This window comes from Desulfocurvibacter africanus subsp. africanus DSM 2603 (assembly GCF_000422545.1).
GTDB classification, from domain to species: domain Bacteria; phylum Desulfobacterota; class Desulfovibrionia; order Desulfovibrionales; family Desulfovibrionaceae; genus Desulfocurvibacter; species Desulfocurvibacter africanus.
In genome coordinates this window covers 100854-123626 of record NZ_AULZ01000002.1, presented here as the reverse complement: position 1 = coordinate 123626, position 22773 = coordinate 100854, and the positions used below count along the sequence as shown (strand labels likewise).

22 protein-coding genes are annotated in these 22773 nt (G+C 63.2%); 18 read left to right on the top strand and 4 right to left on the bottom strand.

The window, feature by feature from the left end:
- Positions 1 to 7: 7 nt before the first annotated feature.
- The 3 genes from H585_RS0102755 to H585_RS0102745 all read right to left on the bottom strand — a co-directional run bounded on the left by H585_RS0102755 (position 8) and on the right by H585_RS0102745 (position 3562).
- Positions 8 to 484, bottom strand: coding sequence for an N-acetyltransferase (locus H585_RS0102755; protein WP_027366677.1), 477 nt, complete (start codon positions 482 to 484; stop codon positions 8 to 10).
- A 7-nt stretch (positions 485 to 491) separates the two neighbouring features.
- Positions 492 to 1091 (bottom strand): TlpA family protein disulfide reductase, encoded by a 600-nt coding sequence (locus H585_RS0102750; protein ID WP_027366676.1) that lies wholly within the window; start codon positions 1089 to 1091, stop codon positions 492 to 494.
- Positions 1092 to 1153: 62 nt separating this feature from the next.
- A complete protein-coding gene (locus tag H585_RS0102745) occupies positions 1154 to 3562 on the bottom strand; it encodes a homocysteine S-methyltransferase family protein (protein ID WP_027366675.1) in 2409 nt (802 codons plus the stop codon).
- Between the two features lie 180 nt (positions 3563 to 3742).
- Here H585_RS0102745 and H585_RS0102740 point away from each other — a divergent pair, with 180 nt between their 5' ends.
- The 7 genes from H585_RS0102740 (at position 3743) to glpX (ending at position 10429) form a co-directional block, all read left to right on the top strand.
- Positions 3743 to 4939, top strand: a complete 1197-nt coding sequence (locus H585_RS0102740; protein ID WP_027366674.1) for a sigma-70 family RNA polymerase sigma factor — start codon at positions 3743 to 3745, stop codon at positions 4937 to 4939.
- A complete protein-coding gene (locus H585_RS0102735) occupies positions 4932 to 5690 on the top strand; it encodes an HD domain-containing protein (protein WP_027366673.1) in 759 nt (252 codons plus the stop codon). The genes H585_RS0102740 and H585_RS0102735 overlap by 8 nt, the downstream gene beginning before the upstream one ends.
- 32 nt (positions 5691 to 5722) lie before the next feature.
- On the top strand, positions 5723 to 7420 hold the full coding sequence (locus H585_RS0102730; RefSeq protein WP_027366672.1) for a tetratricopeptide repeat protein: 1698 nt from the start codon (positions 5723 to 5725) through the stop codon (positions 7418 to 7420).
- The gene (locus H585_RS0102725; protein WP_027366671.1) at positions 7417 to 8226 is read left to right on the top strand and encodes a hypothetical protein; all 810 of its coding nucleotides are present in this window, start codon (positions 7417 to 7419) and stop codon (positions 8224 to 8226) included. The genes H585_RS0102730 and H585_RS0102725 overlap by 4 nt, the downstream gene beginning before the upstream one ends.
- 186 nt (positions 8227 to 8412) lie before the next feature.
- The gene (locus H585_RS0102720) at positions 8413 to 8778 is read left to right on the top strand and encodes a hypothetical protein (RefSeq protein WP_027366670.1); all 366 of its coding nucleotides are present in this window, start codon (positions 8413 to 8415) and stop codon (positions 8776 to 8778) included.
- A 12-nt stretch (positions 8779 to 8790) separates the two neighbouring features.
- Positions 8791 to 9249: a ribose 5-phosphate isomerase B gene (gene rpiB / locus H585_RS0102715; protein ID WP_005987680.1), complete on the top strand. Its 459-nt coding sequence runs from the start codon at positions 8791 to 8793 to the stop codon at positions 9247 to 9249.
- A gap of 196 nt (positions 9250 to 9445) precedes the next feature.
- Entirely contained in the window at positions 9446 to 10429 is a 984-nt protein-coding gene (glpX, locus tag H585_RS0102710; protein WP_005987683.1) for a class II fructose-bisphosphatase, read from the top strand.
- Between the two features lie 115 nt (positions 10430 to 10544).
- Here the strand turns inward: glpX and H585_RS0102705 are convergent, their stop codons facing one another.
- Entirely contained in the window at positions 10545 to 11198 is a 654-nt protein-coding gene (locus H585_RS0102705; RefSeq protein ID WP_027366669.1) for a CBS domain-containing protein, read from the bottom strand.
- Positions 11199 to 11423: 225 nt separating this feature from the next.
- On the opposite strand from H585_RS0102705, the gene H585_RS0102700 reads away from it, so the two are divergent.
- The 11 genes from H585_RS0102700 (at position 11424) to H585_RS0102650 (ending at position 22666) form a co-directional block, all read left to right on the top strand.
- Positions 11424 to 11930 carry a hypothetical protein gene (locus H585_RS0102700; protein ID WP_027366668.1) on the top strand — a complete coding sequence of 169 codons (507 nt, stop codon included), beginning with the start codon at positions 11424 to 11426 and terminating at the stop codon, positions 11928 to 11930.
- A gap of 214 nt (positions 11931 to 12144) precedes the next feature.
- Entirely contained in the window at positions 12145 to 13278 is a 1134-nt protein-coding gene (locus tag H585_RS0102695; protein WP_027366667.1) for a lipoprotein intramolecular transacylase Lit, read from the top strand.
- Between the two features lie 95 nt (positions 13279 to 13373).
- The gene (locus tag H585_RS0102690) at positions 13374 to 13943 is read left to right on the top strand and encodes a uracil-DNA glycosylase (protein WP_027366666.1); all 570 of its coding nucleotides are present in this window, start codon (positions 13374 to 13376) and stop codon (positions 13941 to 13943) included.
- Positions 13944 to 14012: 69 nt separating this feature from the next.
- Positions 14013 to 15419 (top strand): sigma-54 dependent transcriptional regulator, encoded by a 1407-nt coding sequence (locus H585_RS0102685; RefSeq protein WP_027366665.1) that lies wholly within the window; start codon positions 14013 to 14015, stop codon positions 15417 to 15419.
- A 347-nt stretch (positions 15420 to 15766) separates the two neighbouring features.
- The gene (locus H585_RS0102680) at positions 15767 to 16132 is read left to right on the top strand and encodes a hypothetical protein (RefSeq protein WP_244432466.1); all 366 of its coding nucleotides are present in this window, start codon (positions 15767 to 15769) and stop codon (positions 16130 to 16132) included.
- A 19-nt stretch (positions 16133 to 16151) separates the two neighbouring features.
- Entirely contained in the window at positions 16152 to 17450 is a 1299-nt protein-coding gene (locus H585_RS0102675; RefSeq protein WP_237707553.1) for a KamA family radical SAM protein, read from the top strand.
- Positions 17450 to 18469: a D-alanine--D-alanine ligase family protein gene (locus H585_RS0102670; RefSeq protein ID WP_014260157.1), complete on the top strand. Its 1020-nt coding sequence runs from the start codon at positions 17450 to 17452 to the stop codon at positions 18467 to 18469. Before H585_RS0102675 ends, H585_RS0102670 begins: the two co-directional genes overlap by 1 nt.
- A 10-nt stretch (positions 18470 to 18479) precedes the next feature.
- The gene (locus H585_RS0102665) at positions 18480 to 19505 is read left to right on the top strand and encodes a D-alanine--D-alanine ligase family protein (protein WP_014260156.1); all 1026 of its coding nucleotides are present in this window, start codon (positions 18480 to 18482) and stop codon (positions 19503 to 19505) included.
- Positions 19502 to 20077 (top strand): GNAT family N-acetyltransferase, encoded by a 576-nt coding sequence (locus tag H585_RS0102660; protein WP_027366663.1) that lies wholly within the window; start codon positions 19502 to 19504, stop codon positions 20075 to 20077. Before H585_RS0102665 ends, H585_RS0102660 begins: the two co-directional genes overlap by 4 nt.
- A complete protein-coding gene (locus H585_RS0102655; RefSeq protein ID WP_027366662.1) occupies positions 20052 to 21809 on the top strand; it encodes a histone deacetylase family protein in 1758 nt (585 codons plus the stop codon). Before H585_RS0102660 ends, H585_RS0102655 begins: the two co-directional genes overlap by 26 nt.
- Positions 21810 to 21937: 128 nt before the next feature.
- On the top strand, positions 21938 to 22666 hold the full coding sequence (locus H585_RS0102650; RefSeq protein WP_027366661.1) for an SIMPL domain-containing protein: 729 nt from the start codon (positions 21938 to 21940) through the stop codon (positions 22664 to 22666).
- Positions 22667 to 22773: the final 107 nt, after the last annotated feature.

Sequence of the window (22773 nt, the reverse complement as noted above, 5' to 3'; positions counted from 1 at the left end):
CTCCGGTTCAACGGGAGGGGAGCGTGATGAGCATTGCGGTCTCGTCGCACTCCGGGAATTTGGGACAGTTGATGCAGTCGGACCAGACCTTCTGCGGCAGGGTGTCTTTTTCCACCTCGGAAAAGCCGCACCTGCGAAAAAAGTCCACCACGTAAGTCAGGGCAAAAACGCGCGACAGCCCCAGTTGGGAGGCCTCATCCAGACAAGTCTGAACCATGGCCCGCCCCACGCCCCTGCCCTTGTGCGCTTCATCCAGGGCCAGCGAACGCACTTCGGCCAGGTCTTCCCAGCAGATGGTCAGAGCGCAGCAGCCAACGGGCGTGCCTGTGGCGATCTCCTCGGCCACGTAGAAGTCGCGCACGTGCCCGTACAATGAATTCAGGGAGCGCGGCAGAAGTTGGCTCTTCTGGGCGCAGGACATGAGCAGCCTGTGCATGACCTTGATGTCGGACATGCTGGCCTTGCGAATTGTATACGCCTCCATGGGCGAATCAGTTCTCCTGCATGAGGTTGCGCACCATGGCCTCGACCTCGCCGGCCACATAGCCGGCCATGTCGTCGGCCTGGTGGCCGTTACGGTCATACACTACGGTATATGGCACGCCGCTGACCTGATAGGCGGCCAGCAGCTCACGTGAACTCATATACACTGGGTAGTTGAGGGGCTCATCCTGCATGAAGCGCCTCACGGGCTCTTTGGTTTCGTCCACGGAGACGCCGAGCACGACGAGCTGCTCGGGCGAATACTTCTCCCGCAGGGCCTTGAGCTCGGGAAGCTCCTGCCTGCAAGGCGGACACCAGGTGGCCCAGAAGTTGACGAGCACGACCTTGCCCTTGCTGCCGTCGATGAACTCCAGCAGCTCGCTATAACTCAACGTCTGAAGGTTCGAGCCGTCATGGAGTTCCCCCCAGCTCGCGGCAGGCCGCTGTTGCTCAACGGCGGCGGGGCTGTCCGTCGGGGCGGAAGCCTTGCGACCCTCCTGCTCGTCGGCCCGATCCGAGCCCTCATCGCGCGAGCAAGCCGCGAGGCAAAGCAGGGCCAGCACGCAGCCCATGACCATCAAACGGATCAAGCGGTTCGAACCTGTCATCAATGAGAAACCTCGCGGTGAAGGGAGCCGGCTGAGCATCGAGCCCCGAGCCCACTCGCCTATTAAGCGCTGACCAGTTGCTTGGCAAGCCTTACGGCAGCCACGGCGTCCTTGGCGTAGCCGTCGGCTCCGATGGCTTCGGCGTAGCGCTGGGAAACCACCGCGCCGCCGATTATGATCTTGGCCTGCAGGCCGCTTTCGCGCACCAGCTTCACGACTTCCTCCATGCGCACCATGGTCGTGGTCATAAGCGCGGACAGGCCGATGAGCCTCGCGTCATGGCAGCGCGCGGCATCCACTATGGCCGCCGCCGGCACGTCCTTGCCCAGGTCCAGCACGTCGAAGCCGTGGTTGCGCAACAGCAGACAGACGATGTTCTTGCCGATGTCGTGGATGTCTCCCTCCACCGTGGCCATGACGATGCGCGGCCGCGCCTCGTCCCGGCCCGACTGCTCCAGCAGGGGGCGCAGGCGTTCGAAGCCGAGCTGCACGGTCTCGGCGGAGAGCATGAGCTGGGGCAGGAAGTATTCTCGGCGCTCGTACTTCTCGCCCACTTCCATAATGCCGGGGATGAGCTCCTTGTCCACCAGGTCGAAGGGGTTGTCACCCCGCTCCAGGGCAGCCTCCAGCAGAGGGACAAGGCGCTCCTTGTCGCCCCGGATCACGGCCTCGCGCGGCGTGGCAGCCGCGGCATCCGGACCGGACATGCGCAATCCGGCGGACGGGCCGGCCTCGCCCGGTTTCCAGGCCGAGAAACCGGCGATGAAGCGCCCGGCCTGCGGATCACGGCCCAGGAGCACTTCGGCGGCGGCCAAGGCCTCCCGCAGGCGCGTGGAGCCCGGATTGGCGATGCAGGCAGTGAGTCCCTCGGCCATGCACATGGCCAGGAACGTGGAGTTGACCAGCTCGCGCGCGGGCAGGCCGAAGGAGATATTGGACAGGCCCAGCACCGTGGGCAGCCGCCAGACGTCACGGCAATGGCGGATGACCGAGAAGCAGGACTTGGCCGCTTCGGGCTTGGAGGAAACAGTCAGGGCCAGGGCATCGACCATGATCAGCCGGCGCGGAATGCCCAGGTCGTCGGCCTTGCGCAGCAGGGACTCGATGGCCGCAAGTCGTTCGGACGCAGTGACGGGCAGCTTCTTGCCCGCCAGGGGCAGAAGTATGAACGGTGTGCCGAGTTTCTTGCACAGCGGCCCGAGCTCTTCCAGCCGGCCGGGCTCGCCACTGATGGAGTTGACCAGGGGCGAACCGGCGCAGGCCCACAAGCTCGCGGCCATGGCCTGAATATCCGTGGTGTCGATGGCCAGTGGCGCGTCGAAGCGCTCGGACAGCGCCTTGACCAGAGCGGGCAGCACCTCGGCCTCCTTGACCATGGGCGCTCCCACGTTCACGTCCAAGATCCCGGCTCCGGTAGCGAGCTGCTCGGCTGCCATGGACAGGGCCTCGCCGAACACGCCGGACTGCAACTCCTCGGCCAGCTTCTTCTTGCCCGTGGGATTGATGCGCTCGCCGATAAGCACGAGGGGCAGCGCATGGTCCACGGCCACGGAGCCGCCGCGGGTGGTCAGCACGAGACAGGGATTCTCGGGCGGCGCGAGTCTGGTCCAGGTTTTGCCCTGCAGGGCGGCGGCCAGGGCCGCTATGTGTTCCGGGCTCGTGCCGCAGCAGCCGCCCAGGAATTTGGCCCCCAACTCCGCGAAACGGGCGGTCTTGGTCGCGAACTCCTCGGGACCCAGGGGAAACACGGTGCGGCCGTTCTCCAGCCTGGGCAGTCCGGCATTGGGCTGCACGTGGTAGCGCGTCTCCAGCCTGCGCCTCATCAGCTCCACGAGAGCGGCCATTTCCTCGGGCCCGGTGCCGCAGTTCACGCCGACAACATCCACACCAAGATTCTGCATGGTGTCCACGAAGGTGTTCGGCGGAGTGCCCGTGAGGCTGGTCTTGCCTTCATAAGTCATGGACACGAGCACGGGCAGATCGCAGATCTCCCGCGCGGCCACCACCACGGCCTTGGCCTCGGCCAAGTCGAAATGCGTCTCGGCCTTGATGAGGTCCGCGCCGCCTTCCACGAGACCGCGAATCTGCTCGATGAAAAGCGCCACCATGTCGTGGAAGGAAATCGGCCCCAAAGGCTCCACGAACAGGCCCGTGGGGCCCACGCTGCCGGCCACGAAGGCTCTGTCGCCGGCTGCCTGCCGTGCTATCTCGACAGTCGCCCGGTTAAAGGCGCGCACGTCCACGCCCTTGCCCAGCTTGGGAGCCGTGCCCCCGAAGGTGTTGGTGGTCAGGATGCGCGCGCCCGCGGCCAGATATTCCTCGTGCAGGCCGCGCAGGACGTCCGGCCGCTCTAGACCGAAAAGCTCAGGGGACATGCCCGCCGGCAACCCGCGCTTCTGGAGCAGAGTGCCGTAAGCCCCATCAAACAGATGGAGAGCCTGATCATTCAAAGCTGTTCTGAAATCGGGCACGATCCAACTCCTGCAGTCATTTCGGGGGGACGGGAAGCGCGGCTGGCCTTACCGGAGAGCAAATCGTGATACTGAAAAGCGTTGAAAAGGACAAACAGAAAATATACCCTGCTCCTCTATGCTGCCTCATCCACGCGTTTGCCGGCAAACCCAACCAGCCCGAAGGCGAATATATATACTATGAAGATTTCTCGCCAGAAAAGCCCCGCACTCGACGCCCCTAGCCAGGAACGCCGCAAAAACCGGCGAGCCAAGACGGCCGGTGAGCTCGGTGATCGCAGCGGCGCCGAACGCCTCAAGCCGGAAGACACCGACGAGGACTCGCCCGATACCGAGCTGACCGGGGAAGACGAAACGGATACGCCCGAGATGGAGCTCGAGGCCGAACCTGATCTCGATGATTTGGTCGAGGAACTCGCACCCGAAGGTATGGACCAGGACGAGGTCAAGGAACCCGGCGAGACCTCACTGGGACCGGGAGCCTTCCGACTGCCCGTGCTCAAGGCCGGTCGTGGCGGAACCGCCGATATCCTGCACATGTACATGCAGGAGATAAGCCGTTTCCCAATCCTCAAGCCCGAGGAAGAGGTCGAACTTGCCAGGCGCGTGCGCGACACCGGCGATCAGGATGCGGCCTTCCGTTTGGTGACTTCTCACCTGCGACTTGTGGTCAAGATAGCGATGGACTTTCAGCGCCGATGGATGCAAAACGTCCTGGACCTCGTTCAGGAAGGCAATGTAGGCCTCATGCGGGCGGTCCAGAAGTTCGACCCGGAGAAGGGCATCAAATTCTCCTATTATGCGGCGTTCTGGATAAAGGCCTACATCCTCAAGTTCATCATGGACAACTGGAGGATGGTCAAGATCGGGACGACCCAGACCCAGCGCAAGCTCTTCTACAACCTGAATAAGGAGCGCCAGCGCCTGCAGTCCCAGGGTTTTGACCCGACCTCGTCCACCCTGTCCAAGAGTCTCGGCGTGTCCGTGGAAGATATCGAGGAGATGGACCAGCGACTGTCCAGAAGCGACATGTCCCTGGACATAACCATCGGCGACGACACCACCGCCACTCGCATGGACTTTCTGCCGGCGCTCGGGCCAGGCATAGAGGAAACCTTGGCCAACTCGGAAATCTCGGCCCTGCTCCGGGAGCATCTGGCCAGCATCGTTCCCATGTTGAGCGACAAGGAACAGGATATACTTCAGAAACGCCTGCTATCGGACTCCCCCGTGACCTTACGCGAAATCGGTGACCAGTATGGGATTACCCGCGAGCGTGTGCGACAGATTGAGGCTCGGCTTCTGCAGAAGATTCGGGAGCATCTCACCGACAAGATTGAAGACTTTTCCAAGGATTGGATTCGAGAAAATGAGTAATGTCCTCTCCGGGTTCAAGCGGGAGGCGAGGAAGATCGCGTCATCACTTGGCGCACCCAAGTTCTACATCGCCTGCGCAGCCGACTACGACATCTCCCACGAGCATTTCTTCGACAATCCTATCATCTTTCGCCTGCGCGAGGATGTCATCCCTTTCCTGTACGACGATTACGGCCATGGCATCGAGCACTCGAAGAACGTGGCCATTGACGCGGGAGCCATTGTGCTGGCCGAGTCCAAAGAGCAGGACAGGGAGGGTGTGCGCCGCATGGTTCTGCTGGCCCAGGTGGCCGGCCTGCTGCACGATGTCTGCCGTCTGGACCTGGACCATGCGCGCCACAGCGCCGAGACCTCGCGCCGCATTCTGGCCAGCTACCCGCTGAGCGATGAAGACCGCGATATCGTGGCATACGCCATTGCCAACCACGAGAATACCGGCCCCGTGGAACCCGCGGGCGACCAGATACGCCAGACCGTTTCCGACGCGCTGCACGATGCCGACGTGTTCCGTTGGGGACCGGACCACTTCGTGACGACGCTGTGGGAGATCTGCGATTATCAGGACTGGCCCATCAGCGCCACCATCGAACGCTTCCCCACGGCCATGGAGCGCGCGGCGGCCAGGGCCGCTGGACTGCGCACGGCGACCGGCCGGACATACGGCCCGGACCTCATGGAGCGCGGCTTGATCGTGGGCCGCCGGATGTATGCGCTCATGCGCGAATATTGCGAAACCCATCCTTGCGACTGATTTTCCGCCAGGCCTGCTGGCCGGACAATATTATGAGAAGAATCAAGCGCCTAGCCGGCCATAAGGGCTTGCGGCTCGCCATGCTCATGCTGGCCGCGCCCGCAATCATTTCTTGCGCCTCCATGTTGCCCACGAATGCGGGGCAGACGGAGTGGCGGCTCTCTCCATCCGCCGAGGCGAGCTACAACTATCTGGTCTACCTCGATGCCGCGCGTGCGGGGAAGGCGCAGCAGGCTGACGGAGCGTTGTCCAAGGTGCTGGAGTTGGACAAGCGCCAGGAAGTCTACCTGGAGCTCGCCGATCTCAAATGGCGCTTGGGCAAGACCGAGGAGGCCGCTGTCCTGCTTCAGGACGGACTTGTACGCTACCCTGGCGACAAATGGCTGACCCTGCGTCTGGCCGATATTTACCGGCTCCAGCAACGCTATGACGGAGCCGCCACAACCCTGGAAACCTACCTTGCGGCACACCCTTCTGATGCCGAGGCCTTGTCGCGCCAAGCACGCCTGGCCCTGGAGCGCGAACGTTTCGCCCAGGCCCGCGACATTCTGGCCAAGCTGCCGGCTGAACGGCACTCTCCCGAGGTCTTGTACCTGCGGGCCAAGGCCGAAGTCGGCCTTGCGCAGAACCGCAAGGCCATAGCCACCCTGCGCAAGGCGCTCGAAAAGGACCCGACTTACCTGCCGGCCGTGGTGGAACTGGCGTACATCCTGGAACTGGAGAACGACTTCGCCGAGGCCGAGCGCGTCTACGTGCGACTCCTGGAACTGGGCGAGGCCAGCACCGAGGTCTGGATTAAGCTCATCGACCTGAACCTCAAGCTGAACAATCCGGAAAAGGCGTTGAGCCTTGCTCAGAGCGGCCCCCAGAGCAAAGCCTTTCTGCTCGAAACTGCGCACCTGTTCCTGGGCCAGAAATTCTATGACGAAGCCACCGAGGTCCTGACGCCTCTTGCGCAACAGGAGCCAATGGACGCCGACGTGCGCTTCTACCTTGCTCTGCTCGAGTATGAAGGCCGCAAGAACAGCGAGGCGGCCCTGTACCAACTGACGCAAATCCCGCAGGATTCGCCGCATCACCAGCGTTCACTGTCCTTTCGGGCCCAGATTCTCATTTCCCAGAAGCGCTCCGAGCAGGCCTTGGTGGTTTTGCAAGAAGCTCGCGAGTTGTACCCCGCCGAGGCAGAGTTCGCCGAAGTCCAGGCTTGGGCCCTCGCGACTTCGAACCGCAACGCCGAGGCGGAGCAGGTCCTTGTGCAAGCCTTGACCCGCTGGCCCGACAATGCGGACATCCTGTACCGCTTGGGCCTGATCCAAGAAGAGCAAGGCCGCAGCAGTGAAGCCCTATTGTCCATGGAGCGAGTCATCACGATCGCCCCCGACAAGGCTGACGCCCTCAACTTCATCGGCTACGTGCTGGCCGAGCAGGGACGGGACCTGCAGCGCGCCCTGACGCTCATCCGCAAGGCCATGGAACTGGACCCGGACAACGGGTATATTCTTGATTCCCTGGCTTGGGTCTTGTTCAAGCTTGGTGAATATGACAAATCCATGCTGGAGATCCGAAAAGCCGTGAGCATGGAAAAGAACGATTCGGCCATATGGGAGCACTTCGGCGATATCGCCCGTGCCCTCAATAAGCGCAAGGAGGCCCGCAAGGGTTACTCCAATGCTCTCAAGCTCGGCTCAAAGCATACCGAACGCGTCCAAAAAAAACTTGAGGGCCTATGATTCCGGCCGTCACGTATCGCAAGAACCATTGCTACGCCCCGGCCCTGATTCTAGGCTTGCTGCTGGCTTTTATCGCGGGTTGCGCGGCGCGGCAGCCGATGCTCCACCCCGACGCCGCCCCAGCTGAGGCATGGGCTCGCTTCCAGGAAACACAGCAGGCTTCGGCCGCCATGCCCAACGCCTTCAGCCTCAGCGCCTCGCTCTACTACAGCGCCGAGGGCCGGACCAACCGCACCATACTTGATATCTGGGGCAACCGTGCTTATCCCTTGCGCCTGAACATCCGCGCTGGAATCGGCACGACTTTGGCCCATATGCGCGAGGACGGAGACGGCCTTATGGTCTTCTACCCCTCCGAGAACAAGGCGTTCATTCACCCTGACAGCCGAGCGGCCATGCCCGCCCTGGGGCTGGATTTGCCTTTCAATCTGCGCGACCTGTCCATGCTGTTGCTCGGTTCAGCCAGTCGGCTCATGCCCGCCGAGTACACCTCGGCGCGCCTGGACGGACAAGCGTACGTCTATACCTTGCCCTCCGGCTCCGCCATCGCCGAGGTGCGGCTGCTCCCCGACGGCAGTCTGTCCAGTCTCGCTGGTCGTGGAAAACAGCCCTGGCGCATTGATATCACGGAATACAAGCAGATTTCCGAAGCAGGGATCATCCCCGGACGGTTGGCCATGAGCGTGCCGCCCAAGCAGCGCGCCACATTGCGCCTGCGCACCCTGTCATTCCGTGACGAGCCGTGGGCGACCAGCGCCCTGGAGCTTAAGTTGCCTCCGCAGATTGAAGCCGCCGTTGTCCAGTAGTTACCGGCTTTCGACGCTGCTCTATCCTTGAAGCTGGCGCACTGAAACAAGCAACGCGTGCCGCCGGTGAAATTACCGTGAGCATGCGCCAATAACGGCCATGCCGAACGTTTTGGCGGGACGGCTTGTAAACGCAGGCCTTGATCGCATAAACGGTTTGCACGCCGAGCAAAGCAAGAGATCTTCATGTCTGTGAAGCAAGACTTGTACGAAGCCGCTGGCCCCTTGGACATCCTGCGCTTGGGCCTGCGCGTTCTGGCCAGCGAACTGGGCTGGATGCTCAAGAACAGCCTGCGCGAACTGGAGATTCATCAGTTGCGCAAGCGTCTGGATCAGGAATACCTGGCGCTGGGCCGAATAGTCGAACGCTTGACCCAGGAAGAGTCCCAGGTTGGCGACTCCGAGGCTGCCAGAGGAGAGCAGGAGTTGTCTCTGGGGCAGATCGCCTTTCTCAAGCAGGAGATGGCGCTCCTGCGTGGCGAACGAGATCGCGCCCGCTGCGAGCACGTCCGGCGGCGGGTCAGCAAATGGAATTTGGACGGAACAACCTAGTCAGGACCAGCCATGCCCTTCATGTCCATCTATCTTGCCTCTGACCATGGCGGATTCCGCCTCAAGCAGGAACTGCGCGAACACCTGGCCAAACGCGGCGTCAAAGTCACGGACCTGGGCCCGGACTGCATCGAGAGCTGCGACTATCCGCCCTATGCGCGTGCGGTCTGCCAGCGTGTTCTTGAAAATGAAGCAAGCCTTGGCATTCTCGTGTGCGGGACCGGGCTCGGCATGTCCATGGCCGCCAACCGCCTGCCGGGCATCCGCGCCGCCGTGTGCAGTGACGAGTTCTCGGCTCGCATGGCGCGCGAGCATAACGACGCCAACGTGTTGTGCCTCGGTGAACGCGTGGTCGGCCCCGGTCTGGCCGCGGCCATGGTGGACGTGTTCCTGTGCACGGCCTTTCAGGGCGGTCGTCATCAACGGCGCATAGACCTCATTGAAACCCCAGGTGCGGATGTCTCTAGCTAAACACTTGCGTTTTGGGGAACGGATACCGAAAATCACCACCTTCCCAGGTTGATGTTTCAAAAGTATCTATAGTAGACTCACGATTCAACAACCAGCCCTGCGGCCAAGCACATCTAGGCCGCGCGAGCTGGATTGCCGCCTGACGGCCGCGCCGCCGCAGTGCGACCTGCCCATTGGCGCAGGACAGGAGACTGTTATGGAAGCTCCCTCACGAAATTTAGCTCTTGATCTGGTGCGCGTAACCGAAGCCGCGGCCCTGGCCTCTGCGCGCTGGCTGGGACGCGGAGACAAGGAATCCGGCGATCAGGCGGCCGTGGACGCCATGCGCAAGACATTCTCATCCCTGGATATCGATGGCACCGTGGTCATCGGCGAGGGAGAGAAGGACGACGCGCCCATGCTGTACAATGGCGAGCGCGTGGGCTCCGGACGTGGACTGAAAGTCGATGTGGCCGTCGATCCCGTGGAAGGCACGCGGCTGCTGGCCTTCGGCCGGCCCAACGCCATCTCCGTGCTGGGCGTGGCTCCGGCCGGCAGCATGTTCCGGCCCGGACCGAGCTTCTACATGAAGAAGCTCGTCGTACCCACGGCTGCCATGGGCGTGGTGGACCTGGAAGCCCCCGTGGCCGAGAACCTGCGCAAGATCGGCAAGGCCGTGGGCAAGGATGTCGACGACCTGACGGTCTTTGTGCTGGACAAGCCCCGCCACGAGCGGCTCATCGCCGAAATACGCGCGGCCGGCGCACGCATACAGCTGCACACCGACGGCGACGTGGCCGGTTCGCTCATGGCCATCGACCCCAAGAACAACGTGGATGTCATGATGGGCACCGGCGGCACGCCCGAGGGCGTGCTCTCGGCCATCGCCATCCGCATCATGGGCGGCCAGATGTACGCCCGCCTCGACCCGCAGAGCTACGACGAACGCAACGCCCTGTCCGACTTCGGCTATGACCTGCGCCACACCTTCACGGTGGAGGATCTGGTCAAGAGCGAGGATCTCTACTTCGCGGCGTCCGGCATCTCGGGCGGCACTTTCCTTGGTGGCGTTCGCTACACGGGCTTGGGCGCCACGACCTACTCCCTATCCATGCGCGGCAAGACCGGCACCGTGCGCTGGATCGAGGCCTCGCACAAGTGGGACACGCTCATGCAGTTCAGCTCGGTCAAGTACGATTAGAATCGTTTTTTAAATTCGATGCAGCGAGGAGGGCTTCGCCCTCCTCGCATTCCCGCCTAACTCCCGGCTTGCCGCCTGCTCCATAGTCCCCATGCCGTTAACCGGCAGACAAGCCTCAGCTCCGCCATTCGCCTGCGAAATCCTCCACCGTCTTGAGCTTGAATCCGCGATTTCGGAGGACAGCCTCGATGGCGGAAGCGTCCCCAGTGGCCATACGAATGACGACCAAGTGTCGATCCTGGTGGAAGGTGCTTGTGGAGATAATGGATATGCCCTGGTCCGCGATGATCCCCGTGATGTCCTTGAGCACTCCCGGACGGTCCTCGACTTCGAGCACGATGCGGGCCCCCCCCTGACGCAGGCCCATCTCCTCCACCAGCACATCGAGCATGACCGTACGATTGATATAGCCCACGAGCTTACCGCTCCGGTCCACGACCGCCAGCCCGGCCAGATTCTTCTCATGCATGATGTTCGCCGCGGCTTCGATCTCCATCTCCGGCGGCACGGTCACGATATCCTTGCGCATGATCATGCCGATAGTCAGCTTGCGGAGAAGATAGAGAGCCTCGAACTTGTCCAGGGTCGTCATCATCGACGGCAGCGCGGCGCTGATGTCCTCGTCGCGCACATAGCCCACCAGCTTTTCGCCGTCGACCACGAGCAGCATCCACAGATGCTGCTTCTCCAGCAGCGCCTGCGCCTCGGCTACCGAGGTCTTGGTGGTCACGGTCTGAAAGCCCTTCAACATCTTTAGGCCAACGTACATGGCAGCCTCCAGCGTGCTCGGCATCTTGATCGGTTTCCGTGTCAGGCAAGGGACATTCGCATAGACGACCATCCCTCGTCGGCCACACTGCATTCTGTGAATCCGCTTCTCGCGCATCTGTCAAGAGATGCGCGCGGAACGTGCGACAAGCATGGCCATATCGCGTCTTGCCGACGCATCAGTACTAGCCTATTCTGCGCTCGAACACACTACTCGGAGTCGATTGTGAAGCGCACTGTTTCCAGGGATTCGTCAGCCACTGGCCTCGACATACGCCTGGGCCAACAGGCCAAACCGATCAAACGCGGATTTGCGTCCTTGCGGACCTTCCTCATCCTGGCCGCGTGCCTCGCGGGGATCATCCTGGCCGCAGCCGCCGCATTTTTTCTTCCAGGCTCCGGCATAAAATTCGAAAAAGAGCCTTCATCCCAAGCAACTACCCAACAGCCTGCATCCTCGGCTCCCATTGATCTGGTCGATGCCCGCGCGGTCATCTTCGAGATGCTGTCCCGGATCGGCATGGACGCCGGACGTTATGAACTCGACGCGCGCCATGCGCCCTACGTGACTCTGCAGGGTAACGCCTGCGAGATCACGGGCGAGATATCCCTGCTCAACAATCCAGAGGGAGCCCGCCCTTACTACGCCATCGTCCGCCAGTCCGGCCCTTTGACCACACTGCTCATCCTGCGTGTTGATGGAAAGGTGGTATACACCCGCGCCGAGCCCTGAACCGCTTTGTGCCTGTCCGACTTTTTGCTAGAATAGATTTTTCTGGGCCAGCAAGCGGCTGACAACACACTGCGGCCTTCACCGTGTGAACAGGGAAGCGTCCCTGGACCCGACGGTTGATATATGCCCATGACCGCTCCCAGCCGTTGTCCGCCTTCGGCTGCACGTGCCCGTTCCACGGCAACGAAGCCATGCAAGGCCAGTGGGATCATACATGCGTACGGCTCTCATCCCTCATCTCACCCATATCCTCGCCGCCCTGGGCTGGTGTTTCATTCTAGCCGTTATCGGCCTGGAACTGCTTGTGCGCCTGGACCTTTTCACATCCCTGTTCCTGAACGCGCTGGGCGTGCCCAGCCGCATACCGGACGCCATGGAGCTGCATCACGGCGTAATGGGCTTTCTGCTGGCAGGCACGCCCCTGCCCGCAGGATTCAGCCCCAAGGAGGCCCGGCACTTCGCCGATGTCGCCGCGCTGCTGGGCAGCCTGCGCTTGGCCGGGCTGGCCGCACTGGCGCTGGCTGTGAGCCTCGGTCTGAGCCGCAAGGCCCTGGCGCGCGACCTGCGCCTGGGTGCGCTGCTGCTACCGGCCCTGCTCATGGGCCTGGGCTTGACCGCCTTGGAGTGGCCGCTTTTCTTCACGGCTTTCCATCCCCTGCTCTTCCCCGGCGGCGGGTACAGTTTCAACCCGCATGTGCACCTCATCGTGCGCCTGTATCCCAAGACCTATTTCGCCTGGATGGCCGCAACGCTGCTGGCTGTCACGGGCCTGTTGGCCCTTGCCGTATATGCGGCCGCGCGGCTGCGAGCCGGAGCGGGCGAGGCCGGGTACTGGCGGCCGAACCGGGTCAGCCTGTGGGCCGCTGGAGCGGGAGTGCTGCTGGTCGTTCCGGCTTTCTACGCGGGCCAGCGCTCGCTTACACCGCTTAGCCCTTGCTTCCTGGCTTATTATCTGATTTCCGTGACTCTGCTGGCCGGCAGCACGATCCTGTGGACCACGCGCATCAAGGCCGTGGGGCTTTGCGTAATCCTGGCCGCCTTGCTCGCGTACGCAGGCCTGGACCTGGGCTTGCGTGAAACCCACGCCAAGGCCCTGCAGACCATGCGCCGCGGCGACAGCCTCGTACAGGCCATTCAGGCGCACGCGCGGCATACGGGCCGCCTGCCGGCACTGCTCGAACAACTCGTGCCGGCTCAACTCCCCTTCCTGCCGCCCGTGCTGATACAGGGCAGTCAGTGGAAATATTCCGTACAGGGCGACAGGTTCTTCCTGGGCTTTGTGGGGCCGCTCGGCTATCATTTCCAGTACGCCTCGCACCGGGGCCGTTGGAAGTGGCTGGATCTCTGACAAGCTGCAGGAAAGGCCGGCAGGGCTTTTCCAACCCCACAATGGTTGGCAAAGGCTCAATTGTTAATGCGCGTGCTTCGTGGCAGGAGGGCATCGTGAGCGCCGACCTGGATTCCGCGCGGCTGGACGAGTTGGCCGAGGGCATTCGTATCTGCGAACGTTGCCCGCTGCACCTTGGCCGGCGGCACGCGGTGCCTGGCGAGGGCGGCTTTCGTTTGCATTGCCTGCTGGTGGGCGAGGCTCCCGGACAGCGCGAGGACGAAGTGGGACGGCCCTTCATCGGCAGAACAGGCACGTTCCTGGATCGCTTCCTGGTTCCCTTCGGCTTGTCCCGCGACGACTTCTTCATAACCTCTTCGGTCAAATGCCGTCCGCCGGGCAACCGCGCCCCAAAGCCTTTGGAGATGGACATTTGCCGCGAGGCTTGGCTTTTGCCGCAAATACAGGCTCTGAAGCCGCGCCTTGTCGTGCTCATGGGCAATGCGCCCATCCGTTCCCTGCTCGGCGTCCGGACGCCCATGAACGAGCTGCACGGCAAGCTGCGGCAGCATTCCGGCCTTTCCATGCTGCCGACCTATCATCCCACGGCGGCCATGCGTTTTCCGGCCGTACGGCGGCTGGCCGAGGCCGATTGGGAAACGATTCGCACCCTGTTGCGCCCGTAATCGTCCGGAACTGTTGCCAAGGCGGTACACTGGTCTTACAAGGGCCGCACCAGGGGGCGGAAGAACCATATGCGCAACATCCTTGTGGCCACGGACGATGCCGCGGCGGCCGGAGCCGTGGAGAAGAGCTTTTCCGAGACTTTCGCCGTTCGTCGGGCGCAACGCCGCGACGCGTTGCTCCCCATGTTGGAGAAGGAGAATATCGACGTCCTGTTCATCGATCTGGATTGGCTTGACCGCAAGAAGGAGGACCGCTCCTCAACCACCATGAAACCCGCCCTGAGCGAGCTATGGGCCAAGGCGCCCAACCTGGAAATCATTGTCCTGACGCCCCAGGACAATATCCGCGAGGCCGTTTCCGCCGTGAAGGCAGGCGCGGGCAATTACCTGACCTACCCCGTAAACCCCGCCGAAGCCACCTATGTGCTTGAAAGCCTGCAGGAGTCGCACAAAATCCAGCATGAGCTGGACTACCTGCGCAAGGCTGCCTGCGATGTAGGCCAAGCGCCGATACTGGGCACTGAAAGCCCCCATATGAAAAAGGTCTTCGAAAAGGTGGCCATGGTGGCCCCCACCAAATCCACGGTGCTCATCACTGGCGAGACGGGCACCGGCAAGGGCGTCATCGCCCGGCTCATCCACAGCAGCTCCGCGAGCCGCAAAGGCCCTTTTGTGGCCGTGCACTGCGGGGCCATCCCCGAGAACCTCATCGAGAGCGAGCTGTTCGGCCACGAGAAGGGCTCCTTCACCGGCGCGGTCAAGCGCAAGGCCGGGCGCTTCGAGATCGCCGCCGGGGGCACCATCTTCCTGGATGAAATCGGCACCATCTCCCAGGCCGCCCAGGTGCGCCTGCTGCAGGTGCTGCAGGACAAGGTTTTTCAGCGAGTCGGAGGGGAGACGGACATCCCCATGCACGCGCGCATTATCGCCGCGGCCAACGTGGACCTGGAGCAACTCATCAAGCAGGGAGCCTTCCGCCAGGACCTGTACTTTCGGCTCAACGTCTTTCCCATAGAAATTCCGCCCCTGCGCGAACGACGCGAGGACATTCCGCTCCTGGCCGAGGGCTTTCTGGAGCAGCTCCGCCGCCAGACACCCAAGGGAATCGGCGGCATCCACCCCACGGTCATCGATGCGTTGTGCAACTACTCCTGGCCGGGCAACGTGCGCGAACTGGAAAACCTCATCGAGCGCGCCTTCATCCTGGAGACGAGCCACATGCTCACGCCCGAGAGCTTCCCAGCCGACCTCTTCGCCCAGGACGCGCCCGTAGCCAGTGTGCCGCTGGACTTGAGCCTGCCCCTGGCCGAGGTGCGCAACCAGGCCAAGGAACACGCCGAGCGACGCTACCTCAAGGAGCTGCTGGGCGAGTGCAAGGGGCGCATCGGCCGCACCGCCCAGCGTGCCGGCATAACGCCTCGCCAGCTGCACAAACTGCTCACCCGCTACAACATCAACAAGGTCGAGTTCCGCTAGCAGCCGGAACAGCAAGTTCCTATTCCTCATAGCCGGAACAACTAGTTCTGATTTGCTTCCGCCCGCCCGAAATTACCCGTTTCATGGCCTTTTATTCTTCCGTAACGTGATCACTGCGCTCCTATGGCGGCCTGCAGCCGAACGTCATATGGACGACCGGAACAATCTATTCCGATTATTGTCGAGACGTATTTAAATAACTCTTAAAAATCAGGTTAATACGCTTTGGCCCAAGCTTTGCCTTGAGTCGCGGAATCGGCTCGCACATGTGTGCGCGAGCCCCGATGACAGACATCCGACGCGCGGACCATGAGATGCTCCACGCCGTCATTGACAGGAACGGCATCATGCGTAGTTGGCATCCTTCACCTCTCACCCACCACAGCGCCATGCTCATGCGCCTTGTCCTGGCCCTGTCGCTGCTGTGGGCCGGCCAGGTCGAAGCCCGGCAGGAGCTGACCGTGGTCGGAGTCCTGTACGTCTCGGGCAAGGACTACTACCTGGAGACGGAGGACGGAGACGTTTTCACGCTGATCGGCGATGAGTTGACACTCTACCAGGAAGATCTGGTGCTGGTCACCGGAACAGCCCTACAGCGCGACGGCGATATGCCCTTGCTCAATGTGTCCTCCATCCAGCCTTACGAAGAAGGCGTGCACCAGCCGGAAGCCGAAGCCGAGCCCGAAGAGCCCGGCGGCCCGGAGACCCTTTAACCCAAGGAAGAAGACGGATATGGAAATGCTGGACAGCGGCGACGTTCCCCTTGAACCATTGCCCTCCGTTGTCACCGCAAAGCCGAGGAAGCGCCAGACGCTCCTCACGCTGCCCTTTGCCCCCTTCCCCCCGACCAGAACTCGGGATCGTGGGCCCGTCTTTCCGGTAGGCCCCAAGACACAAGCCTTCCGGAACAGCTTTTACCCTCGGGTTGCCGATGCACAGTGGAACGACTGGCGCTGGCAGCTCAAGAGCAGGATTACCTCCTACCAGGACCTCGGCTCCATGCTCGCCTTGAGCGAGGCTGAGCAGGCCGCCGCCAATTGCGGCGCTCCCCTGCCCCTGGCCATTACCCCATACTATCTTTCCCTGTTCCACGACCAAGGCCCGGATAATGGCGTGCGCCGCTCCATCGTGCCCACGGGCTTCGAACGGCTGGTCAACCCCGGAGAGGCCGAGGACCCGCTGGGCGAGGATCACCACAGCCCCGTGCCGGGGCTCGTGCACCGCTATCCCGACCGGGTGCTTTTCCTGACCACGGACTACTGCGCGGCCTATTGCCGCTACTGCACGCGCTCGCGCCGGGTAGGCAAGAAGGCCTGCTCCTCGGGCAACCGCAAGCATTGGGATGCGGCCATAGATTACATTGCGCGCACCCCGAGCGTGCGTGACGTGCTGCTGTCCGGCGGCGACCCGTTGACCATGTCCGACGCGGCTCTGGATTACCTGCTGGGCCGCATCCGGGCCATCCCGCACGTGGAGGTCATGCGCATCGGCACCAAGGCGCCCATGGTCCTGCCCCAGCGCATCACTCCGCAACTCACGCGCGTGCTGCGCCGCTATCATCCGCTCATGATCAGCGTGCACTGCACCCACCCCGGCGAGTTGAGCCCGGAATCGGCCGAAGCCTTCAAGCGTTTGGCCGACGCCGGCATTCCCCTGGGCAGCCAGACCGTGCTGCTCAAGGGCATCAACGACGACGTGCCGACCCTCAAGTCGCTCATGCACGGCCTGCTGAAAAATCGCGTGCGGCCTTACTATCTCTACCACTGCGACCCGGTGCAGGGCACGGGACACTTTCGCACTTCGGTGGCCAAGGGCGTGGAGATGATCGAGGGCCTGCGCGGGCATACCTCGGGCTACGCCATACCCACCTTCGTGGTGGATGCTCCCGGCGGCGGCGGCAAGATCCCGGTCAACCCGGACTACATCGTCGGCCAGGACGGCGACGACCTGGTGCTGCGCAACTTCGAGAAAAAACAATTTCGCACCCACGATCCGCTCACGGCTCCGGCCTGCGGCATGGGGGACAAGTAATGCTCGTCGGCCTTACCTATGATTTGCGTGAAGATTACCGATCCATGGGCTTCTCCGAGGAAGACGTGGCCGAGTTCGACTGCGAGGAGACCATCGCCGGCATCGAGGGCGCACTGCGCGCCCTCGGTTTCGATACCGAGCGCATCGGCTCCCTGCCCGCGCTCATGTCCGCCCTGGGCCAGGGGCGGCGCTGGGATCTGGTGTTCAACATCGCCGAGGGCCTCAACGGCTTCGGCCGCGAGAGCCAGATCCCCTGCGTGCTCGACTGGCACGGCATTCCGTACACCTTCTCCGAGCCCATGACCCTGGCGCTCGGCCTGCACAAGGGCATGACCAAGCACGTGGTCCGCGCGGCCGGCATTCCCACCCCGGATTTCGCCGTGGTGGCGGAACCGGCCGAGGCGGCCAAGGTGGATCTGCCCTTTCCGCTGTTCGTCAAGCCCGTGGCCGAAGGTACGGGCCTGGGCATCGGCTCGGCCTCACGCGTGACCGACAAGGCGGGCCTCATGGACGCCTGCGCCAGGCTCATCGAGCGATTCCGCCAGCCCGTGCTGGTGGAGACCTTCCTGCCTGGCCGCGAGCTGACCGTGGGCGTCGTGGGCACGGGCGCCAAGGCCCGCTCCGTGGGCGCCCTGGAGGTCATCTTCGGCGATCAGGCCGACCCTTCGGCTTACGGCTACATCAACAAGCAGGACTGGGAGCGCCGCATGCACTACCGCATCGCGGACGACGCCGAGGCCAGGACCGCCGAGCAGGTCGCCCTGGACGCCTGGCGCGCCCTGGGCTGCCGTGACGGCGGCCGCGTGGACCTGCGTTTGGATGGGGCCGGAGTGCCCAACTTCATCGAGGTCAATCCCCTGGCCGGGCTCAACCCGACCTATTCGGACCTGCCCATCCTCTGCCGGCTGAACAACATGCCCTACCAGGAGCTCATCGCCGCCATCGTCCATTCGGCCATGGAGCGCCTGAACTCCGTCAGCCAGCCCCTGCCCCGGACCAGCGCCGGGCGGGCCGCCTAGGTCAGCAGCCATGCGCGTGGCCATCCTGTACAACCTGCCCGCCGGCGACCGCCCGGACGAGGCCGACACCCTGGTCCAAGTGCGCGCCGTGCGCCAAGCCCTGTTCGCCATGGACCATATGCCCATCGGAGTGGCCTTCTCTCTGGACCTGGACGACGCTCGCGGCACGCTGGCGGCCATGCGGCCGAACTGCGTGTTCAACCTCGTAGAGGACGTGGGCGGCAGCTCGCGCCTAGCCCATCTGGCTCCGGCCCTGCTGGAGCACATGGGTATGCCCTTCACGGGCTGCGGCAGCGAGTCCATGCTGCTTTCCACGAGCAAACTGGCTTGCAAGCGCGTGCTCACCGCAGCCGGCATCCCAACGCCGCCCTGGTCCGAAGGACTGCCCGAGGAAACCTCCTTCGTGCCCGGCCGCTACATCCTCAAGTCGGTCTATGAGCACGCATCCCTGGGCCTGGACGAAACCTCGGTTGTTCAAGCTTCTTCGCCCGCCGATCTGGCCAAGCCCCTGGCCCGCCGCCGCGAGCGCTTCGGCGGCCGCTGGTTCGCCGAGGGCTTCGTGGACGGCCGCGAGTTCAACATCGCGGTCATCGACGGTCCCAACGGTCCCGAAGTACTGCCCCATGCGGAGATCGTCTTCCGCGGCTTCTCCAAGGAGCGCCTGCGCATCGTGGGCTACCGAGCCAAATGGGACGAGGACTCCTTCGAATACGAGAACACGCAGCGCCGCTTCGACTTCCCGGACAAGGACGCCCAGATCCTGGCCCAGCTCAGCCAGAGCGCCCTGGGCTGCTGGCGCGCCTTCGGCCTGACGGGCTACGCGCGCGTGGATTTCCGCGTGGCCGAAGACGGCACGCCCTGGATCATCGACGTGAACGCCAACCCCTGCCTGTCTCCCGACGCCGGATTCGCGGCCGCGGCAGGTCGGGCGGGCATGGACTTCACCGCCCTGGTCAGTCGCGTCCTTGAAATCGGCGCAGCCAACACACGCAACGGCCGTCCGGCCCAGACGTCCACGGGATGCGCCTCGGCATGAGCGACACGCTCCAACTCACGTTCCGCGAGCAGGTCCGCCCCGAGGACTGTGCTGACGTGCGCGCCGTCGTGGCCTCCACCGGCTTCTTCTATCCCGAGGAACTCGACATTGCCGAAGAATTAGTGCGCGAGCGGCTTGAGAAAGGCCCCGCCAGCGGGTACTATTTCATTTTTGCCGACGCGGAAGTGGACGCAGGGGCCGAGAAGGGCGCGTCAGGCACGGACAGGCTGCTGGGTTACGCCTGCTATGGCCCGAGCGTCGCCGACCCGACCCTGTTCGATCTTTACTGGATCGCCGTGCGCCAAAGCAGCCGTGGCAGCGGACTGGGCGCGGAGATCTTGCGTCGGACAGAGCAACGGGCGCGGGACATGGGCGGCAGGCTGCTGGTGGCCGAAACTTCGGGCCGCGAGCTGTACGCACCCACGCGCCGCTTCTACGAGCGCCACGGCTTTTTCGAGGCCGAGCGGGTCAAGGACTTCTACCGGCCAGGCGACGACAAGGTCGTCTATCACAAGAGACTTGAGTACAAGGAGCCGAGCGTAGGGAATGTTCCGCATCCGCCGCATCCATGACGACGTGATCCCCCTGGATCGAGACATCATCGCCTCGGTCCAGGATATTCTGCGGCAACGCTTTACGGCGGTAAGCGAGGACGAGGTCCAGGCCCTTCCTGAACGGTTGTGCGATCCCCTGGCCAAACGTTACCGGACCATCCTGCTGGTAGCCGACGACGGGCGCAATAACGTGCTCGGATTCGCCCTGCTCCTGCACTTCCCCGACCGTCGCTTCTGCTATCTGGATTGGCTCTCCGTACCGCTCGGCCGCTCCGGCGGCGGCGTCGGCTCCGCGCTGTACGAGCGCATCCGTGAAGAGGCCAAGGCCCTCGGCAGCCGTGGGCTTTTCTTTGAATGCCTGCCCGATGATCCCGAGCTATGCCCGCACCAGGAACTGCTCAAGGACAACGTCTCGCGGTTGCGCTTCTACGAGCGCTACGGCGCGCGGCCCATCGCCGGGACGCTCTACGAGACACCCTGCATGGAGGGCGATACCTGCCCGCCCTATCTGGTCCTGGACCCACTGGACGCGGAAAAGCCATTGCAACGCCCCCGGGTGCGCGAGATCGTGCGCACCATCCTGGAGCGAAAGTACGCCGACACCTGCCCGCCGAGCTATGTGCGCAAGGTCGTGGAGTCCTTCAAGGACCCGGTGGTCAGACTGCGCGAGCCGCGCTACCTGCCGCCCACGGAGCGCGCCACAGGTCAGCCGCGGCGCAGGTTGGCCGCGGATCGGCTCATCGCCGTGGCCGTCAATGGCCGCCACTCCATCCATCATGTGACTGAGCGCGGCTATGTGGAAGCGCCCGTGCGCATCTCTTCCATTCGCCGCGAGTTGGACCGTAGCGGGCTGTTCCAGGAACTGCCGGTCAAGCGCCACCTCGAGAGACACATCACGGACGTGCACGCCAAGGAGTATGTGGAGTACTTCAAACGCGTCTGCGCGCGCCTGGAGCCCGGCAAGTCGGTCTATCCCTACGTCTTCCCCATCCGCAACGCATCCAGGCCGCCGCGCGATCTGCCCGTACGAGCCGGCTACTACTGCATCGACACCTTCACGCCCCTCAATGCCAATGCCTTCGCCGCCGCCCGCCGCGCAGTGGATTGCGGCCTCACCGCAGCCGAAGCCATCATCGAAGGCCGCAGGCTGGCCTATGCCCTTGTGCGCCCGCCCGGCCACCATGCCGAGCGTCGCGTCTTCGGCGGATTCTGCTATTTCAACACCTCGGCCATAGCCGCCAACCGTTTGGCCGAGCTTGGCCGGGTGGCCGTACTGGACATCGACTACCATCACGGCAACGGCACCCAGGACATTTTCTATCAACGCAACGATGTGCTCACCGTTTCAATCCACGGCCACCCGCAGTTCGCCTACCCCTATTTCTCCGGTTTCTCCGACGAACACGGCGAGGGCGAGGGCAAAGATTACAATCGCAATTTCCCGCTGCTGGAGCGCGTGGACGGGGCCATGCACGGCCACGTGCTCAAGAAGGCCCTGGGCATCATCCGGGACTTCAAGCCCACCGTGCTCGTGCTGGCCCTGGGGCTGGACACGGCAAAGGGCGACCCAACTGGTACCTGGAGCTTGTCGTCCAAGGATTTCACGAATAACGGCCGCATGATCGGGGCCGTGCGCCTACCCACCCTCGTGATCCAGGAAGGCGGCTACCGCATCCGCTCCCTGGGCGTGAACGCACGGCACTTCTTTCAGGGGTTGCACGAAGGGGCTTTCATGGGGCGGGGTTTTTAGGGGGCCTACGCGGCCCTGGACCCGCGAGTATTTAGCAAGTATGGTGACTTAGGTTCGCGCTCCGGGCTTGAGAACTGGTAACGCACGCCCAGGGTGATTGCGAGCCTGAAAGATTCACGGAGCGCTTCATGCCTGCCACTGACCGCACTGACCGCAATCCATCGATTTTCTTTCTCGGCTTTTTTCTGGCCGTTGGCATGGTCGCCGCGGCCTGGCTGCTTGGTCATGCCCTGACCGAATTCAAGGCTTATGACCGCTATGTGACCGTAAAGGGCCTGGCCGAACGGGAGGTGCCCGCCGACCTGGCCATGTGGCCCATCAGCTTCAACGCGGCTGGCGATTCCCTGGTCCAGGTGCAGGACGACCTGACTCGCCAGGAGAAGATAGTCCGCGAATTCCTGCGCCAGCAAGGCCTGGGCGATGCCGAAGCCACCCTTGCCGCGCCTCGTATTACCGACCACTGGTCCATGGGCATGCGCCCCCAGGATTTGCCCGCCAACCGCTATTCGGCCCAGGGCGTGCTCACGGTGCGCTCCGGCTCGCCGGATAAGGTTAAAAAGGCCATGGCCGAGGCGGGCAAGCTCGTGTCCCAGGGCGTGGTGCTCGTGCACAATTACGAGTATCAGCCCCGCTTCGAGTTCACCAAGCTGAACGACATCAAACCTGACATGATCGCCGCCGCTACCAAGGACGCCCGCGCAGCCGCCGACCAGTTCGCCCGCGACTCGGGCAGCAGCGTTGGCGCCATCCGCCGCGCCACCCAGGGCTACTTTTCCATCGATGACCGCGATCCCTACACCCCCGAGATCAAGCAGATCCGCGTGGTGACCACCGTAGAATATTTCCTGGAAAATTAGCGTATTGAGTTTGAACTGAGAGAGGACGCTGCCCTCTCTCAGCCTCTCTCCCGGCAGGGAGCGGCGCTGCCTGCACCCCCCATTTTCATTTGCAAGTTGCTGTAGCC